This window comes from Lysinibacillus sp. NPDC096212 (genome assembly GCF_044763105.1).
In the GTDB taxonomy this organism is placed as follows: domain Bacteria; phylum Bacillota; class Bacilli; order Bacillales_A; family Planococcaceae; genus Lysinibacillus.
Window position 1 is genome coordinate 91,626 of sequence record NZ_JBIWFQ010000016.1, and the last position, 17,328, is coordinate 108,953.

Sequence of the window (17,328 nt, forward strand, 5' to 3'; positions counted from 1 at the left end):
ATTAAAAAGGAGGCGTAGTATGAAGCAACTTTTTATTAAGCAGAAGGTATTCAGTTTAAGTGGAAAATTTACGGTAAAGGATCAGCAGGAGAAGGATGTTTATTACGTGGAGGGCAGTTTTATGCAAATTCCAAAAACGTTCTCCATTATGAATGCAGCAAGAGATGAGGTCGCGCTTATTACGAAAAAGGTGTTCAGCTTTTTACCGAAGTTTTTTGTTGAAGTAAACGGTCAAGAGGTGTTAACGATTAAGAAGGAGTTTTCTTTCTTTAAAGCACGCTATACAATTGATGCGGCAGGTATTGAGGTAGAAGGTAACTGGTGGGATATGGATTTTCAAATCTTACAGCATGGTGAAGTCGTCGGTAAAGTGAATAAGGAGTGGTTCACTTGGGGTGATAGCTACAAGGTACAAATATTGAATGAAGAGATGGAAGCTATCATTATTGCGCTCGTTGTCGCAATTGATTGTGTAAAGGCTGACCACGCTACTGCTTCCTCAGCAGCGGCGACTTAACGTAGGGACGTACTATATAAAATGCTTAGAGGTTTTCTTTAGAAATTCAAATTTTGGAAATATATTAAAAAAGTGGGGAATCTCAAAAGAATTCCCTGCTTTTTATTATGGAATTTTTATGTGAAGACCTTAAAGTATAAAAAGATAAACTATAACAGGTTAAATCGATTAAGAGTTAGTCTGTTTTTTGTTTATACTTACTACTTTTTTAATAAAATCGAATTTATGAAAAGAAACTTATCATTTTGGCGGTATTTACCTTAATTTTATGATTCTGTTAGCGATTGCTGCCGTTTTTTTTCTAGTCACGGTTTATAATTTTGGCCGAAATAACGATGCTCGAAATTTTGCATAAAATAGTTTGTGAATTTTTATAAAAAATGCAGCTAGAACTTGGTGCAGTGAACCGTATCATAAATAGAGTCGGTTTTAAAACATAGCTAGAGGTGATACAAATTAATGTATCACCTTTTAGATCGTTTACTTACTAAGAGGAAACATTTATATGTTAATGAATTTATAAATTTGATTACCTTTATCCAATAACACTTATCAATATTCCTTCAGAAGAACCCTATAATTGACCGGAAATAATATTCTGAATTATAGAAATTTAAATATTTTCTATAAATAAAAGACTCTAAAAATTCCTATATCCACCTTTACTGATCTAAAATTTTTTATGCTTACAATATGTTATTTTGACGCATCTATTAACAAATTTAATAGGAGTTCGTTCTATTATTATTAATATAATACCTAGAGTGTATTATTATTCATTTTTAATAATAAATATAATGTGTTGCGCTTAGTATTTTTGTGTGCAAAAGGGTATATGAATTAATTTTCATAGCAATAATTCATGAAAAAATAAATTGACACTCAATTGTTTATGACTTAATATGAGTCTCAGCATAATAATATAGCTCTTATTAATAACCGTTGAGACGAGGGGTCGAAGATACGGTGGCCAAACAATTTAGTTCAAAATGAATTAAATCCAGTGGGCCGAACCTGAGCACAAAATTTACTTTTGTGAACAATAAGAGGAACAGCAGCTGATAGTATTCGAAGCTTTCCTTAAATTGGGTGAGCTTTTTTTTATGCCCTAAAATCTATTATTTTGTTAGGAGCAGTGAAAATTGTCAGAAAAAGTATTATTCACATCGGAGTCTGTATCGGAAGGACATCCAGATAAAATTGCAGATCAAATCTCAGATGCAGTATTAGACGCAGCATTATCACAAGATCCGTTATCACGTGTGGCATGTGAAGTATTCACAACTACAAACACAGTAATTGTTGGTGGAGAGATCACTACAAAAGCAGAAATTGATATCGAAAAAATTGCCCGTGATACCCTAATCGGCATTGGTTACACAGATGATAAGTTCGGCATTGATGGTCATAACTGCAATGTACAAGTTTTAGTACACACGCAATCTCCTGATATCGCAATGGGTGTTGATTCTTCAAGCGATACAAAAGAAGTTGGTGCAGGTGACCAAGGGATTATGTTCGGTTTTGCGACTAATGAAACTGAGAACTATATGCCTTTAGCAATTGAAATGGCGCATATGCTTGTAAAACGTGCAACGGAGCAACGTAAAAATGGTCAATTCAAATGGGCTCGCCCAGATATGAAATCACAAGTAACAATTGATTATACAGATAGTATGCAACCTAAAATTGATACTGTTTTAATGTCAATACAACATGATGATGATTTTGACCGAGCTGCATTCATTGATTACGTTACAGAAAATGTAATTAAAGCTGTTGCAAAGCAATTTGGTATGAATGAAGACTTCCGCATTTTAATTAATCCGACTGGTCGTTTCGTAGTAGGCGGACCACACGGAGATGCAGGTTTAACAGGACGTAAGATTATTGTTGATACTTATGGCGGCGCAGCTCGTCATGGTGGTGGCGCATTCTCTGGTAAAGACTGTACAAAAGTTGACCGTTCAGCGGCTTACGCAGCGCGATACGTTGCGAAAAATATTGTTGCAGCAGGCTTGGCAGATAAATGTGAAATCCAATTATCATATGCAATTGGTGTAAGTGAACCAATTAGTATCGCTTTAGAAACATTTGCTACAGAAAAAGTAGCGAAAGAAGAAATTTTAAAAGCGATTCGTCAATTATTCGACTTAACTCCAACTGGCATTATTAACATGCTAAATCTACGTAAACCACAATATCAACAAGTTGCAGCTTATGGTCACTTTGGACGTAGTGATGTAAACGTAACTTGGGAAATAACAGACAAAGTTTCGAAATTACAGCAACTCTTAGCAGTTGCTATGGGACAATAATGCAGTGCGTGCAAGATCGAGTGGCTACAGAGGAGTTTTTAGTCACTCAAGACCGCATGCCATTATTTGAGGCTTTAGTCAATTATGCTAAACAAGAAGTTACGCCGTTTGATGTACCTGGACATAAAATGGGGTTACAAGAAAACCCATTAAAATGGGCGCTTGGCGAAATGACATTAAAAATGGACGTAAACTCGATGAAGGAGCTTGATTTATTAAGTCATCCGGAATCGGTTATTAAAGAAGCTCAGCAATTAGCTGCACAAGCATTTAATGTAGACTACGCTTACTTTTTAGTAAATGGAACTACTGTAGGTATTCTGGCGATGATTTTAGCGACATGTAAACAAGGAGATACATTGATCGTTCCTCGTAACTGCCATAAATCAGTTATGAACGGCATTATATTAAGTGGAGCAAAACCAGTATTTATTCAACCTGAAGTTGATCAACATTTTGGTATTGCACACGGAATTTCAGTTGAACATGTAAAATCGGCGCTTGCAGAAAATCCACAAGCGAAAGCTCTACTTGTGACGTATCCAACATATTTTGGATCGATGAATAAACTACAAGAAATTTGTCAACTCGCACATGAACAAAATGTAATAGTTATTGTTGATAGTGCACACGGAGCGCATTTAACATTTTTACCTGATGCTAACGATGCGATTAGTGCTGGTGCAGATGCAGTAACGATGAGTATGCATAAAACTGGGGGTTCATTAACGCAAAGTTCGCTTCTTTTACTACAAGAAAAACGAATTGATTCGAAGCATTTGCAAAAAGTATTAAATATGCTTCAAACGACGAGTGCAAATTATTTATTAATGAGTTCTTTAGATGTAGCACGAAGAGATTTAGCGGTGTTTGGACAACAACGTTATAGCAATTTAAAGTCAATTGTTGATGCGGCAGTTGAAGAAATTGAAAATAATTCACGCTATGAAGTACTTAAAGCTGAATACGTACATCAAAATTTCAATCAATCATATGATTGGACGAAACTTGTTATTCGTGTAAACGATATCGGTTTAACTGGTTTTGAAGTTTACACAATATTGAAACAACAGTATGGGATTCAATTAGAACTTGCTGAAGGCTATGTCATAATGGCAGTCATTAGTCATGCTGATACGAATGAAACAATTGGTAAATTAGTACATGCGTTAAAAGATATAGAACTAAATCACGCTAAAAAAGATGCGATTCAGTCAGTTTATGTGACAGCGAATCAAATAAATAGATTAGCAATGACACCGCAACAGGCGTGTAATGCAGAAACAGAAACAATTTTAATTTATGATGCGGTAGGTCGAATTAGTGCAGATTCATTAATGATTTATCCACCGGGAATACCATTAGTAATCCCCGGAGAAGTTATTTCAGAGGAATTAGTAGAATTATATAACTTCTATTTTCTTAATTTTGGGAATGTTCTAAACGAAACTGAAGAAGAAAATTTTATAACAGTCGTAAGGGAGATAGATAAATGAGCATTGAATTATCAACATTAGGTAGACACGTATTAATCGAATTTTATGGTTGCCCAAGTGAAATTATTGAGCAAAACGCTTTAATCGAGCAGTTTATGAATGAAGCTGCAGACTATTCTGGGGCAACAATTGTAGAATCTTGCTTCCATCATTTCAACCCATATGGTGTTTCGGGTGCAGTCATTATTGCTGAATCACATTTAACGATTCATACTTGGCCAGAATACGGATTTGCTTCTGTAGATGTTTATACTTGTGGCGACTCAGTAAGTCCTTGGAAAGCAGCAGAATATTTAGAACAAAAACTGCAAGCGAAAAAGACAGAATCATTTGAAGTACCTCGTGGAATGGCTGATAAAATTCGCCAATTTGCAGAACAAGAAATTGATACAATTCTAGTAAAACAAGAAGTATTAGAGGACGTGATTTAATGAAATGGTATACAGAACAATGGAGCAATAACTGTAAATTTTCAATCGGATACAACGAAGAAATTCATAGTGAACAATCTCCATTCCAAAAAATAGATTTTTATAAAGGTGAGGAGTTTGGTACTTTCTTCACTTTAGACGGATTGATGATGGTCAACGAAAAAGATGAGTTCATTTATCATGATATGATTACGCACCCAGCATTCGCTACCAATCCAGATATAAAAAAAGTATTAATTATCGGTGGTGGTGATGGTGGTACTGCTCGTGAAGTACTACGTTACTCATCAGTAGAAAAAGTAGTAATGGTTGAAATCGATGAGTTAGTATTCCGTTTAAGCCAAAAATACCTGCCAATTACAGCTGCTGGTGTTGAAGAAGATTCACGTATGGAAATGATTTTCGATGATGGCTTAGCTTACGTTCAAAACGCAGCTGATCAATCATTCGATTTAATATTAGTAGATTCTACTGATCCAATTTCAGTCGGTGAAGGTTTATTTACAACAGCTTTCTATAAAGAATGTTACCGTGTATTAAACGAAAAAGGAATTCTAATTAACCAACACGAATCACCATACTTCACGGAGTATGCAGAAAACATGCGCAAAGCACATAAAAAAATTAAAGGTATTTTCCCAATCGCAAGTGTATATCAATTCCATATGCCAACATATCCATCGGGACACTGGCTATTCGGATTTGCTTCAAAAGCGTTACATCCAATTAAAGATGTTCAAGTAGATGCTTGGGACAAATTTGCTCTAAAAACGAAATATTACAATACAGATTTACATGTTGGTGCATTCGCCCTTCCTACATTTGTAAAAGAGGCGCTTGATCGTGATGAATAAACTTTAAAACTCTTACGACAGAGGATTATTGGGACTTTGTGGAGCTTGTTGCGAAGGAAGTTGAGACTTCGTTAAATTTATATTTGAGTGCAGTATAATAACCTTACTTATCCTCCGTATCACAAGTAATAGTACCAGAAGTTTAAACTTATTGTGTAAAAAAGTGAATAAACAAAAAAAGTCGCCTCATGTGCGACTTTTTTTGTAGGTCTTAAGATGGAAGATAAATAGTATTTAATAGAAATATTGACAATTATTTTTCGGACAACTAAGCTTAATTAAAATAGAGCTGCAGAGGGGATTGCCAGTGGAATTCATTAAATTAAATTGTCCGAATTGTAATGGGAAAATTGAATATAGAGAGGGACAATCATTCAAATGTCCTTTTTGTGAAACTGAAATAATGTTGAAAGAAAATAAAGTTTATTATGTTGATCAGACGATTAATAATTATTATGGTACAACTTCTGCGAATAAAGCTACACGTCCAAAACCGAATTTAAAAGCGCTTTTAATAATACCGATTGTCATCCTTTGTATATTCCTTGGCTATTTTCTTTTGAGCGGCAATCAAACAGAATATGGTAACCATAAGGACCTAGCTGTTCGGAAAATGCCTGAAAGCGAAGTTCTTTTATTCTTTTTAAAAGATATTTTTGATAAAGGTGGAGCAATGCCGACTAAAGAAGAGATCGCAAGTATCCGTTATTTAAAGGCATACTATTCTGAAGATCAATGGCATTTTGATTACAGTCTCGACGATCCGTTTACAAATAAGCAAGCCAAAATTTCTAACTATACCATTATGGATAAGTTATTAAATACACAAAAAATTGAACAAAAAGATTTTGAAGCCTTTACTGGTCTGACGGTATTGAATTTGATGGGTGATTATGAAATATCACAAAGTGAAAATGTAAGCTTCCGACATCTGGAAGGTTTAAAAAGCTATACAGGTAGCTTTAATGAATCATTTAGTAAAATTGCTGAATATTTTAGCGATAAGTCTAATGTTGTAGAACTCTCTGTTCAAATCCGAAGTAATGATGAACTTGCTTTATTATTAGAGTTTCCTAATCTTCAATCACTTGAAATTTCGTATCACAACGAGACGGTTACAGACTACCCTCTTCTGAATAAACTGCCATTAAAATCATTGTCTTTAAGATCTGCCAATGATTTGAAGTGGTTGTCTTCATTAACTGATTTAGAGTCGTTAGCAATAGATTTGAGTGAAGCGACAGATTTTAGCTCGTTCTATTCACTGAATCAATTACAAGAATTGAAACTTACAGCGGTGAAAAATTTAAAAACGCTTGATTTTATCCAAAACATGCCTAACTTGCAAACGCTTGATCTTGAAAATATGGATATTACGAATGTAGAACACCTTAGAAATAAGTCTTCATTGACAAAGTTGCGTTTAGCTTCTCTTTATAAATTAGAATTGTATGATATTGTGAACAGCCTGACTTCACTGACCGATTTATCGATAACTGGTTATAGTGGCCAAATAGCATCGATTGTAGCACCCCATTTAAAAAAAGCCGAATTAAAAAGTTCTTTCTTATCCAAGTTAGAGGCACCTGCTTTAAAAGATTTAACTGTTGAGATAAGTGGGGGACAGTCGTATTTGAATGGAGCAGAATTACTGAAATACCCACAGCTAGAACAACTTACAGCGATGGAGTCTGGCGATTTTACAGGCATTCGTTCTTTAAATCGTTTGCCAAATCTGCAAACCATAAATTTAAATGAAACATCTTTTTATGAAGAGACGAGTGAATTATTCAATTTACAGCATGTAAAAACGTTAAATTGTAATGACTGTAAGTTTCAAATTAATAGTCAAAATTCATTTAACAACAACATACTGGAACATTTAACTTTGAATAATGTATCCTTCCGAATAGGTAATGGTGACTGGGTGCATGAAGTTGATAAGGTTATGCCTTACTTTGCTGGCTTTTCAGCTCTGCGTTCATTCACAATACAAGATAGTTCACTACAATCGTTAAGTTTTATGGGGAATTGGCAACAAATTGAGGTGCTTCATTTGGAAAATAACGCTATTTCAAATGTAGAGCCATTAGTGAATTTGCCTAATTTGAAAAAGCTATATATTTTAGGAAATCAGGTGCAAAATAAATCTGTTCTAGACAATGGAATAGTGATTTATTGATATATATCCTCAAAATATTAATGAATTTAATTTCAGCAAAGTGTTTAGTATAATATAGGACAATATAACAGTGGTTGTTCTAGAAAAGCATTTATGGGAAGATCTTAAAAAAAATCCATTTGACGTTTTATACTATTTTTTGTATTATATTGAAGAAAAGAATGCCCGGACTAAAACGGGAGAGGTTCATAGCAAATACCCTCTATAAAAAACTATGGAAACATGACAATATGCCATGTCCATATCGGACGTGGCTTTTTTTATGTTTTTACTTATGTTTTAATAGAATGATTGGTGATGCCTCTCTTGAAAAGTGTTGGGAAACATTTTACAAGGGGGTTTTTTTATGTCTGGCCGAAGCCGTTAAGAAAGATTGAAGTATTTAACTTATTAAGGCACACAATATTCGTTAAAAAACTAAGAAGAAAACAGCACTTTTTCTTAGAGTACTGTTTTTCGATATAAGGGAGTTTTTATAGATGAAGCAGGAAAAGGCAATTGTTGTATTTAGTGGAGGTCAGGACAGTACAACCTGTTTGTTTTGGGCAAAAGAACGTTTTGAAGAGGTAGAGGCAGTAACTTTTGATTATGGTCAAAGGCATCATCTTGAAATTGAATGTGCGAAGAAGATAGCAGAGGATCTCGGTGTTAAACATCACATTCTTGATATGTCACTTCTGAATCAACTTGCTCCGAATGCATTGACACGACAAGACATAAAGGTAGAAGAGGGAGAAAACGGTGAGCTTCCATCGACTTTTGTACCTGGCCGAAATCTTCTCTTTCTTTCATTTGCAGGCGTTTTAGCGAGTCAAGTAGGAGCTAAGCATATTGTAACTGGCGTTTGTGAAACGGATTTTAGCGGATATCCGGATTGCCGAGATGTTTTTATTAAATCCTTGAATGTAACGTTAAATTTATCGATGGATGATTCTTTTGTGATTGATACACCGTTGATGTGGTTGAATAAGGCACAGACATGGGAGCTTGCTGATCAGTTTGGGGCACTTGATTTTGTACGGGAAAGAACGTTGACTTGTTATAACGGTGTAATAGCAGATGGCTGTGGTGAATGCCCAGCATGTAAACTGCGAAAAAAAGGGCTTGATGAGTATTTGAATTACAGGAAGGAGTCTTAAAACATGTCAGATTTTAAAATCGTCGATAAGCTCCAAAAGATAGATGAAGATATTCAAAGAAATCAATTGATCTATCATGCAAAGCGTGTTCTCATAAGCAAAGAATTTACCTTCGATGCTGCTCATCATTTACATAATTATGAGGGGAAATGCAAAAATCTACACGGTCATACGTATCGTGTAATATTAGGACTGAGTGGATACACAGATGATCGCGGTTTGGTGATTGATTTCGGCGATATAAAAGCAATATGGAAACAAAAAATAGAGATTCATTTGGATCACCGCTATTTAAATGAAACGCTTCCGCCCATGAATACGACGGCAGAGAACATTGTTGTTTGGATTTACGAAAAGTTGGCTCAGGCCTTGCTTGACGAACAAAGGTATAACGGTGCGCGTGTAGAGTTTATCAGGCTATACGAAACTCCGACAAGCTATGCAGAAGCGAGACGGGAGTGGATGGAAGTTGAGTAAGGTACCTGTTATAGAAATTTTTGGACCGACGATTCAAGGTGAGGGAATGGTCGTTGGCCAGAAGACAATGTTTGTGAGAACTGCCGGCTGTGATTATTCCTGTTCTTGGTGTGATTCATCGTTTACATGGGATGGCAGCGGAAAGCATCTTATAGTCCAAATGACAGCGGAAGAGATTTGGTCTGAGTTGAAACGTCTTGGAGGCAATGGTTTTTCATTTGTCACGATTTCAGGCGGCAATCCTGCACTCTATCAAAATTTGGAAGAACTCATTGCCATTTTAAAAGAAAACGACATAAAGGTCGGAGTGGAAACACAGGGAAGCAGGTGGCAAAAATGGATGTATGAGATTGATGAACTGACAATCTCGCCAAAGCCACCTAGTTCTGGAATGACCACAGACTATTCGGTGCTCACTGATATCTTTGAAAAGCTAAAAAAACGAAACAGTAATCATCATATATCCCTCAAAGTAGTCGTTTTTAATCAAGAGGATTACGATTATGCTAAACAAATTCACCATCGATATCCAACGATTCCTTTTTATCTCCAAGTCGGTAATGATGATCTCACGACGACTGACAATTCACGATTAATACTACATTTATTAGATAAATATCATGCGCTGATTGATAGAGTGATTAAGGATGAGGAATTCAGAGATGTCAAAGTACTGCCACAGTTGCATGCCCTTGTTTGGGGGAATAAAAGAGGTGTATAGATAGTGTGCCATTACAAGAATAGGCGTCTGCTGTTAACCTTCGAATCGAAAGGGAAAAGATCAGAACTGGTCTAGGTGTGTATAAATGTCAAAATAACAATGTACATTTTTGCTATTCTAAGCATGTACCCATTCGCTGATCAACTACTTTTCTATACAAGTGCGTGAATAGTTACAACTTGACACGCTGCCTCTACTCGCATGATTCGATAGCCTAGAACCCAGCTATATCAAGGGCTGGCTAACCGGTCAAGTCTATCATGCTCGCCACTTCCTGTAACAAAGGAAATCAAAAATGTACTTGGTTAAACAAGCATTTTTGTACATATTTATTTAACGTTTATAGGTGTGAAAGTATAGGCTAATTGGGCCTATACTTTTTTTGCGCACCCAGCATGGATGGAATCTATAGAATACATACCTGAACCGTGAAGACAGAAGTAGTAACTAGCCAAGTGCAAGGGTGCTCGTGGCGATGCGGAATCTGAAAAAAGCATGTGGCCATTCTCTAGCCTGAGGAACACGAACTTCATTTTTTGAAACCTACTAATAAACAAAACTGTATTTTTCACAAATAATAAAAAATCCTACCATTTTATCTACTTTCCAATCTATTTTTGTGTTAACTTATTATTAATCAAGGTTAACTCAATTTGAGGGGAATAGGAGGAAATGACATCAAGTATTTCAAAAGTAAGATGGAGGAATAAAATGATCCGAAAGTTTTCTACATATGATCTTGCCCAGATTTCATTGCTAGCTTGTCTTATTATCGTTACAGGCATGTTTAAAATTCCAACAGGTTTTCCTGGGTCTGAATTTCAATTATCAGCACCTATTGCAGTTGCGATTGCTGCGGTATTTGGATTTAAGCGATATTTTCTAGCAGGAATCATTGCAAGTTTAATCTTATTTTTATTAGGTATACACTCAATCTTAAATGTGGAGATCTCCTTAATTTTTCGATTGACTGTAGGCTTACTTATTGTTTTATTTGGGACTTCCATTCCGGTACTTGTTTTGGCAGGCCCCATTGGAACAACGATTGCTAGATTTGGTTTGGCTTTTACGTTAGGGACTCCATTTTTACCGTTATTAGTTTTGGCTATTCCAGGCATGGTAATCACAGCTGTTAGTGTTTATCCCATAACGAAGTTGTTACAAACAATTAATAGGAAAGTAGCAGGTAATAATCATGTTAAAAACGTGTTATAGCATACGAATGCGTGCGGCTGAAAGAAGTCCTGAACTAGGGGAAAAGCATATATCTGGTGGTGAACGGATAGGGAGTAAATCTCAGATAGAGCCCATTGTAAAACAGCTATTGAATAAAGCAAGTAATCATTCACGTGGAGATGCTGACTTTATTCAAATTACCGTTGAAAAAATAGCGCATGATCAGATACAGTATTTGCCACCCTTAGAAATTACGACAGTTGAGGCGGTTTCAATCGAAAAGGCCCATAGTGAAGCAAGAAAGATACTAACATCTTTAGGTGTTTCGGAACATGCACTAAATGTTGCTTTTCATCAACTTGCTAGTAATCAAAACCTCCGTGGGGCAATCATCCTAAATAGTAAAACCGGCTTAGGGCTTGACGGTCGGGGGCAAAAGGGTGTGCGTGTATCACGAATCGATTGGCAAGACACTAATGAGGAGCTTAATGAGCGTGTCCGTGAAGCATTGGCTTTGGCGACGAAAGTGGCGAATTCTCCGTTTACAATTGCAGAATTATGTTGGTCTGATGATCCAGATTACGTGACTGGATATGTAAGTAATCGTGCCATTGGTTATGTCAGAATTACACCGTTAAAAAGAGAAGGTTGTGAGAGTGGAGGGCGTATTTATTTTGTGTCAGATGAAGTTGAACTAGAATCTTTTATAGACTATTTAGAAAGCGTACCGGTTCTCATTAAGGGGGATTGAAAAATGGATCATTGGTTTCAGCGGGAACTACAATTAATAGAAGAGAAAGGGTTGACAAGGAAGTTACGTTCGTTTTCAAATGGAAATGAGAGCGAGATCATCATGAATGGTAAGAAATTCTTGCTTTTTTCATCTAATAACTATTTAGGTCTTGCAACTGATTTCCGATTGAGAAAGAAAGCATCTGAAGGTATTAGTACATACGGTACAGGAGCTGGTGGTTCGAGATTAACAACCGGAAATTTCGTCATTCATGAACAGCTTGAATCTGAAATTGCAGATTTTAAAAAAACGGAAGCCGCTATTGTTTTCAGCAGTGGTTATTTAGCGAACATTGGTGTGATTTCGAGTGTGATGAAGGCAGGGGATATGATATTTTCTGATGCCTGGAATCATGCGAGTATTATAGATGGTTGTCGACTTAGTCAAGCAAAAACAATTGTTTATGAACATGCGGATATGGTGGATTTAGAGCATAAATTGAGGCATTCACGTGGAGATGGAAAGAAGTTAATTGTGACGGATGGCATCTTTAGTATGGATGGTGATATTGCTCCACTTCCCGAAATCGTTGCGTTAGCAAAGAAATACAATGCTTACATAATGATTGATGATGCGCATGTGACAGGTGTCTTAGGAAGTGATGGTCGTGGTACTGCTGATTATTTTGGATTGAAAGATGACATTGATTTTACAGTAGGCACGTTGAGTAAAGCGATTGGTGCAGAAGGTGGTTTTGTGGCGACGTCGTCAATTGCAAAAAACTATTTACTGAATAACGCTAGATCATTTATTTTCCAAACGGGTTTATCTCCAAGTGCGATTGAAGCAGCGCGAGAAGGGATTGCTATTATTCAAAATGAGCCCGAACGCAGGGAACGATTGTTGAAAAATGCTAAGTATTTACGTTTGAAATTGGAGGAATCCGGTTTTGTAGTTACGGAAGGGGAAACACCAATTCTATCTCTTCTTATTGGTGATGCCCATGAAGCTATGCAATTTTCTGAGAAACTTCTGGATGAAGGTGTCTTTATTCCGGCGATTCGACCACCAACTGTGCCAAAAGGGTCAAGCCGGTTGCGGATTACAGTGATGGCTACACATACAATGGAGCAGCTCAATACAGTCATAAATAAAATTGAAAAAATAGGAAAAGAAATGGGTATTGTATAATCCTTATATGATCAAGAACGATACCGAGAGTAATTCTTTTGATATATTGAAAGTTTAATGACTCAAAATTGAAGATTTAAATCTGAAAACAATAGATCTTAATAAACCCCTGATTCTTCTAATTTGCGTAGAAAAATCAGGGGTTTAATTTATACCATTTTACAAATGATTCAATGCTTTGACGCTCACTTTGACTGTTAAATCATGCTTTCCACCTGAATAAACACCTTCAACTGGGCTTATATCCGAATAATCACGGCCAATGCATAAAATAATGTGATTTTCTAATACTTCTACATTATTAGTTGGATCAAGACCAATCCAGCCGATCCCTGGGATCATAACTTCTACCCAAGCGTGGGTTGCAATATCACCGACCAAGGCAGAGTTTTCATCGACGTATAAATAGCCGCTCACATAGCGTGCTGGAATTTCTTTAGCTCTTAGTACTGCAAGCATGACATGTGTGAAATCCTGACAAACGCCTCGCTTAAGGGAAAAGGCTTCGCTTGCAGTTGTCGTAACATTGGTTGCACCAGGAACGTATTCAAAAGTAGAGTATAAATATTGCATTAAATTTAATGAAAATAGTACAGGATTTTCAGCATGACCAATGGCATGATAAACTTCCTCTAACTGATTTTCTGTCATATACGTAAAATGTGTAAACTTTAAATAGGGCAAATAATGTTCATAAAACAGTTTCGAGTGAAAAATGGTCTGCATTTCTGGTGAATATTGAATGCGATGAATAAATGGTGCACGTTGAATGCTGACAATAGAGGTCGATTGAATTTCTAGCTCTTGATGCTGCTCAGGTATATAAAATGTGCCAACCGTATTGCCCCATATATCTGTATGCTCACGAGTTAAAGATGAAGGAGTGATGGCAATTCGATAGGATAATAAGCGCTGACGCTCATCACCCCTTGGCTTTAAGCGGATTGTATTTAAGCTTTGATCGACTTCAGACTCATATTGAAAAATATTAGTATGTTGAATTTCAAATTTCATTGTGTCCGCTTCCTTTAGATTACTGACTTGCTTGTTGAAAGGGAGCTGTGGATGATTCCTTTCAAAGTTGTACGCTGGGTTCATATAAATGATAAATTGTTGCAAATGTATTGCCAAAATCAATACATTGACACAATCTTTCCTCCATTAACAAAATAGTTTCCTCTAAGGAAATATTCCATAAATCTACATTCATCACAGCAAATATTAAACTCTTTAATGGAGTATGAAGCTCTAAAAATCTTGCTGAAAGAGGATCGTTTTCTAAACAAATAAATGCTTCTTCTAATTTTTCTAAGCAAAACATCACTGAACGTGGAAAATGCTTATCCTGTAATAAATATTGAATAACATTAAGTAAATTGGTTTGTCGATGCTTGCTCAAATAAGATTCCGTCGCCTCCGATAAATCGAGTAAAAACGATCCGTCCGCTTCTATTAAAGAGATGGCTACTTCCTTATGTTGCTCCAGTATAATTAAAGCCATACGAATCGTCTTTTCTATACGTTCTAACCATTTCCCAACTTGCATGAAATAAAAGGGTAAATCTCGATCCATCGAGCCTTCGATAAGCCCCGTTACCGTCAAAGAAGTTTTTCGAACATTTTGTAAAAAAGAGTTAAGAACAATTAGTGGAATTGGTCTTTCACGTTTCATCATTTCTTGCTGTAATGATAAATAAAAAGCATTTTGCAATTCCCAAAGCTCAATGGGTATGCTATCTCGCGTTACACGGGCGTTTTCTCGAACCGCACGTAAAGTAGCATGGAGGGCGTTCCAGTTATTATTAGAAAAGAGTAGATATTCGATAAGTGGATTGACTCGAATCGACTCATAAAAGGACAAGTATTCTTCCTTCGAAGCACAAATATTTAACACCGCTTCCCAATGATCGATGTATTCATTTTCTTTGCCAGATTGCTCCAACATATTCAACAGCTGTACTTGTAATATATGTGCATTTGTTTGTGATCGTTCACTATATCGTGCCATCCAGTATAGTGCATCGGCTACTCGACTTAGCATACTGCAATTCCTCCTTTAATATCCATGTATCTTTTGCTCCTCCGCCCTGGGAAGAATTCACGACTAAAGATCCTTCTTTTAATGCTACACGCGATAAACCTCCAGGAAGCACATACATATCCTCGCCCTTCATTACATAAACACGCAAATCGACATGACAAGGATAAAATCTCCCTTCCTGAAAAGCTGGTGCTCTAGATAGACTAATTGTTGGCTGTGCAATGTATTGAACCGGGTTTTCCAATATTTTTTCTTTAAAAATAGCAATTTCTTCATCACTCGCATGCGGACCAATTAGCATATCATAGCCACCTGAGGCACTAACGTTTTTTATGACAAGCTCTCTCATATGCTCAAGGACCCAACCTCGCTGTCTATCATCAGCTAGATGATAAGTCTCTACATTACGTAAAATAGGTTCCTCATTCAAATAATAGCGAATCATATCCGGTACATAGGCATACATCGCTTTATCATCAGCAACACCATTACCAACAGCATTTAAAATAGCAATATTTCCAGCCTTATAAGCAGCCATAATATGAGGGACTCCAAGTAAAGAATCCGCACGAAAAACAGCAGGGTCTAAAAAATCATCATCAATTCGACGGTAAATAATATCAATTTGCTCTAGACCGTAGATTGTCTTCATGTACACTTTATTATCTCGGACAACTAAATCACGCCCTTCGACAAGCTGAATATTGAGTTGCTGTGCTAAGAAAACATGATCGTAATAGGCCGAATTATACATACCTGCTGTTAAGAGGACAGCTTTAGGTTCTCTATCTGGGTTCATAGAAGGTGGCCGATGAGCGAGAAGTGCCTTCTTCATAAAGGCCATTTGTTTATCGAGTGACTGGATCGTATGTTTAGAGAAAAATTCAGGATACACTTCCTTCATCACAGATCGATTTTGAAAAACATAGGATATCCCTGAAGGATTGCGTAAATTATCTTCTAACACGTAGTAAACGCCATTTTCATCACGAATCAAGTCTATGCCTGCTAAAAAAATATGATTATCAATAGGTACATTTACACCAAGCATTTCTTTATAATAATACGGATTGTTTTCAACGAGCTGTTTCGGAATAAGGCCATCCTCAAAAATGGACTGTTCATGGTAAACATCATGTAAAAAACAATTTAAGGCTTTCACACGCTGCTTCATACCAGATTCAATTTCTTCCCACTGTTCATATGGAATAATAATAGGTATAAAATCAAAGGGCATTGTCCGCTCTGTTCCACCTTGTGCACCATATACGGTAAATGTAATGCCTTGTTTAAGGAATGTTGATTGTGCTTGCTGATATTTTTCATCTAATTGTTCCTTAGTGAAAGCATTGAGCTTATGGTGGAAAGACCGATAATGAGGCTTCGGTTGATTACCTTCGAACATCTCATCAAAAAACATACCAGATTCATAGAACTTCATCATATGGATCGCCCTCCGAATTTAAGTAGTAGAGAAAACGTGTTACACTTAGTAAGAATCAATTTCGCCTTGGCAAAATTGTAGTAAATGGGTACCAATTGAAATGGAACCACATCTGCATTCATCTCATCACTTTTAGAGGAATGAAGATAAATACATATAAAAGGAGCTTATAAAATGACAATCATTAATTTAATGCAAGCTTATGAGCTAGACAAGCTTTCAAAATTAGATTTTACTGATGAGGAGATTGTACGTACATTGCAAACAGGGGATGTATCAGTTTGGCAGGAAAAAGTACCAAACTATGAATTTTCCGAAACAATGGCACTTTACCAAGAAGGGGAGCAAAGGTTTTTAAATGCTCTGCACGGTAACTACAGTATCAAATATGTAACTTTGCCAGGCATTCAGCGCTTATTGTATATTCGTTTCCAATTAGAAGAAGGGAAAGATTATCAATTGTTAGAAACAGGAATCCAACATTTAACTTGTGATGAGGAAGTTATTGCTAAGCTTCAACATATGCTATCAACAAACTGGTCTCTAGCAAAACAAGTAGATGGGACGTATAGTATTTTTGTAAAGTAACGGTTTTTCATACGGAAATC

Annotated in this window: 16 protein-coding genes and 1 riboswitch; of the genes, 13 read left to right on the forward strand and 3 right to left on the reverse strand. The window is 36.3% G+C overall.

Features of this window, described 5'->3' with window-relative positions; genetic code table 11:
• Positions 1 to 19 precede the first annotated feature (19 nt).
• The 12 genes from ACIQ7T_RS16260 to bioF all read left to right on the forward strand — a co-directional run bounded on the left by ACIQ7T_RS16260 (position 20) and on the right by bioF (position 13,235).
• Positions 20 to 517: an LURP-one-related/scramblase family protein gene (locus ACIQ7T_RS16260; RefSeq protein WP_402871590.1), complete on the forward strand. Its 498-nt coding sequence runs from the start codon at positions 20 to 22 to the stop codon at positions 515 to 517.
• Between the two features lie 1,142 nt (positions 518 to 1,659).
• Entirely contained in the window at positions 1,660 to 2,835 is a 1,176-nt protein-coding gene (metK, locus tag ACIQ7T_RS16265) for a methionine adenosyltransferase (RefSeq protein ID WP_402871593.1), read from the forward strand.
• Positions 2,835 to 4,331 carry an aminotransferase class I/II-fold pyridoxal phosphate-dependent enzyme gene (locus tag ACIQ7T_RS16270; RefSeq protein ID WP_402871596.1) on the forward strand — a complete coding sequence of 499 codons (1,497 nt, stop codon included), beginning with the start codon at positions 2,835 to 2,837 and terminating at the stop codon, positions 4,329 to 4,331. The genes metK and ACIQ7T_RS16270 overlap by 1 nt, the downstream gene beginning before the upstream one ends.
• Positions 4,328 to 4,762: an adenosylmethionine decarboxylase gene (gene speD / locus ACIQ7T_RS16275; RefSeq protein ID WP_082172725.1), complete on the forward strand. Its 435-nt coding sequence runs from the start codon at positions 4,328 to 4,330 to the stop codon at positions 4,760 to 4,762. The genes ACIQ7T_RS16270 and speD overlap by 4 nt, the downstream gene beginning before the upstream one ends.
• Complete coding sequence (gene speE / locus ACIQ7T_RS16280) at positions 4,762 to 5,616, forward strand: polyamine aminopropyltransferase (protein ID WP_402871599.1); 855 nt, start codon at positions 4,762 to 4,764, stop codon at positions 5,614 to 5,616. Before speD ends, speE begins: the two co-directional genes overlap by 1 nt.
• 307 nt (positions 5,617 to 5,923) lie before the next feature.
• Positions 5,924 to 7,798 (forward strand): leucine-rich repeat domain-containing protein, encoded by a 1,875-nt coding sequence (locus ACIQ7T_RS16285; protein WP_402871602.1) that lies wholly within the window; start codon positions 5,924 to 5,926, stop codon positions 7,796 to 7,798.
• 175 nt (positions 7,799 to 7,973) lie between these two features.
• Positions 7,974 to 8,020: riboswitch (PreQ1 riboswitch) on the forward strand.
• A gap of 257 nt (positions 8,021 to 8,277) precedes the next feature.
• On the forward strand, positions 8,278 to 8,937 hold the full coding sequence (gene queC, locus ACIQ7T_RS16290; protein WP_402871605.1) for a 7-cyano-7-deazaguanine synthase QueC: 660 nt from the start codon (positions 8,278 to 8,280) through the stop codon (positions 8,935 to 8,937).
• A gap of 3 nt (positions 8,938 to 8,940) precedes the next feature.
• Positions 8,941 to 9,414 carry a 6-carboxytetrahydropterin synthase QueD gene (queD, locus tag ACIQ7T_RS16295; protein ID WP_370081381.1) on the forward strand — a complete coding sequence of 158 codons (474 nt, stop codon included), beginning with the start codon at positions 8,941 to 8,943 and terminating at the stop codon, positions 9,412 to 9,414.
• Positions 9,407 to 10,135: a 7-carboxy-7-deazaguanine synthase QueE gene (gene queE / locus ACIQ7T_RS16300; protein ID WP_370081379.1), complete on the forward strand. Its 729-nt coding sequence runs from the start codon at positions 9,407 to 9,409 to the stop codon at positions 10,133 to 10,135. Before queD ends, queE begins: the two co-directional genes overlap by 8 nt.
• Before the next feature lie 711 nt (positions 10,136 to 10,846).
• Positions 10,847 to 11,350 (forward strand): hypothetical protein, encoded by a 504-nt coding sequence (locus tag ACIQ7T_RS16305; RefSeq protein ID WP_402871610.1) that lies wholly within the window; start codon positions 10,847 to 10,849, stop codon positions 11,348 to 11,350.
• Positions 11,331 to 12,062: a 6-carboxyhexanoate--CoA ligase gene (bioW, locus tag ACIQ7T_RS16310; protein WP_402871613.1), complete on the forward strand. Its 732-nt coding sequence runs from the start codon at positions 11,331 to 11,333 to the stop codon at positions 12,060 to 12,062. Before ACIQ7T_RS16305 ends, bioW begins: the two co-directional genes overlap by 20 nt.
• A 3-nt stretch (positions 12,063 to 12,065) precedes the next feature.
• Positions 12,066 to 13,235: an 8-amino-7-oxononanoate synthase gene (gene bioF, locus ACIQ7T_RS16315; RefSeq protein WP_370081373.1), complete on the forward strand. Its 1,170-nt coding sequence runs from the start codon at positions 12,066 to 12,068 to the stop codon at positions 13,233 to 13,235.
• Positions 13,236 to 13,394: 159 nt separating this feature from the next.
• On the opposite strand, the gene ACIQ7T_RS16320 is transcribed toward bioF, so the two are convergent.
• The 3 genes from ACIQ7T_RS16320 to ACIQ7T_RS16330 all read right to left on the reverse strand — a co-directional run bounded on the left by ACIQ7T_RS16320 (position 13,395) and on the right by ACIQ7T_RS16330 (position 16,720).
• Positions 13,395 to 14,249 (reverse strand): transglutaminase family protein, encoded by an 855-nt coding sequence (locus ACIQ7T_RS16320; RefSeq protein WP_370081371.1) that lies wholly within the window; start codon positions 14,247 to 14,249, stop codon positions 13,395 to 13,397.
• Positions 14,250 to 14,310: 61 nt separating this feature from the next.
• Positions 14,311 to 15,276 (reverse strand): alpha-E domain-containing protein, encoded by a 966-nt coding sequence (locus tag ACIQ7T_RS16325; RefSeq protein ID WP_402871617.1) that lies wholly within the window; start codon positions 15,274 to 15,276, stop codon positions 14,311 to 14,313.
• Positions 15,230 to 16,720, reverse strand: coding sequence for a circularly permuted type 2 ATP-grasp protein (locus tag ACIQ7T_RS16330; protein ID WP_402871620.1), 1,491 nt, complete (start codon positions 16,718 to 16,720; stop codon positions 15,230 to 15,232). Before ACIQ7T_RS16330 ends, ACIQ7T_RS16325 begins: the two co-directional genes overlap by 47 nt.
• A 174-nt stretch (positions 16,721 to 16,894) precedes the next feature.
• Here ACIQ7T_RS16330 and ACIQ7T_RS16335 point away from each other — a divergent pair, with 174 nt between their 5' ends.
• The gene (locus ACIQ7T_RS16335) at positions 16,895 to 17,308 is read left to right on the forward strand and encodes a hypothetical protein (RefSeq protein ID WP_402871623.1); all 414 of its coding nucleotides are present in this window, start codon (positions 16,895 to 16,897) and stop codon (positions 17,306 to 17,308) included.
• The last annotated feature ends 20 nt before the right edge of the window (positions 17,309 to 17,328 follow it).

Excerpts from the sequence above, each read along its gene's own strand:
- ACIQ7T_RS16260 (WP_402871590.1), top strand. The coding sequence starts at position 20 with ATGAAGCAACTTTTTATTAAGCAGAAGGTATTCAGTTTAAGTGGAAAA.
- ACIQ7T_RS16270 (WP_402871596.1), top strand. The coding sequence starts at position 2,835 with ATGCAGTGCGTGCAAGATCGAGTGGCTACAGAGGAGTTTTTAGTCACT.
- speD (WP_082172725.1), top strand. The coding sequence starts at position 4,328 with ATGAGCATTGAATTATCAACATTAGGTAGACACGTATTAATCGAATTT.
- speE (WP_402871599.1), top strand. The coding sequence starts at position 4,762 with ATGAAATGGTATACAGAACAATGGAGCAATAACTGTAAATTTTCAATC.
- queC (WP_402871605.1), top strand. The coding sequence starts at position 8,278 with ATGAAGCAGGAAAAGGCAATTGTTGTATTTAGTGGAGGTCAGGACAGT.
- queD (WP_370081381.1), top strand. The coding sequence starts at position 8,941 with ATGTCAGATTTTAAAATCGTCGATAAGCTCCAAAAGATAGATGAAGAT.
- ACIQ7T_RS16305 (WP_402871610.1), top strand. The coding sequence starts at position 10,847 with ATGATCCGAAAGTTTTCTACATATGATCTTGCCCAGATTTCATTGCTA.
- bioW (WP_402871613.1), top strand. The coding sequence starts at position 11,331 with ATGTTAAAAACGTGTTATAGCATACGAATGCGTGCGGCTGAAAGAAGT.
- bioF (WP_370081373.1), top strand. The coding sequence starts at position 12,066 with ATGGATCATTGGTTTCAGCGGGAACTACAATTAATAGAAGAGAAAGGG.
- ACIQ7T_RS16320 (WP_370081371.1), bottom strand. The coding sequence starts at position 14,249 with ATGAAATTTGAAATTCAACATACTAATATTTTTCAATATGAGTCTGAA.
- ACIQ7T_RS16325 (WP_402871617.1), bottom strand. The coding sequence starts at position 15,276 with ATGCTAAGTCGAGTAGCCGATGCACTATACTGGATGGCACGATATAGT.
- ACIQ7T_RS16330 (WP_402871620.1), bottom strand. The coding sequence starts at position 16,720 with ATGATGAAGTTCTATGAATCTGGTATGTTTTTTGATGAGATGTTCGAA.
- ACIQ7T_RS16335 (WP_402871623.1), top strand. The coding sequence starts at position 16,895 with ATGACAATCATTAATTTAATGCAAGCTTATGAGCTAGACAAGCTTTCA.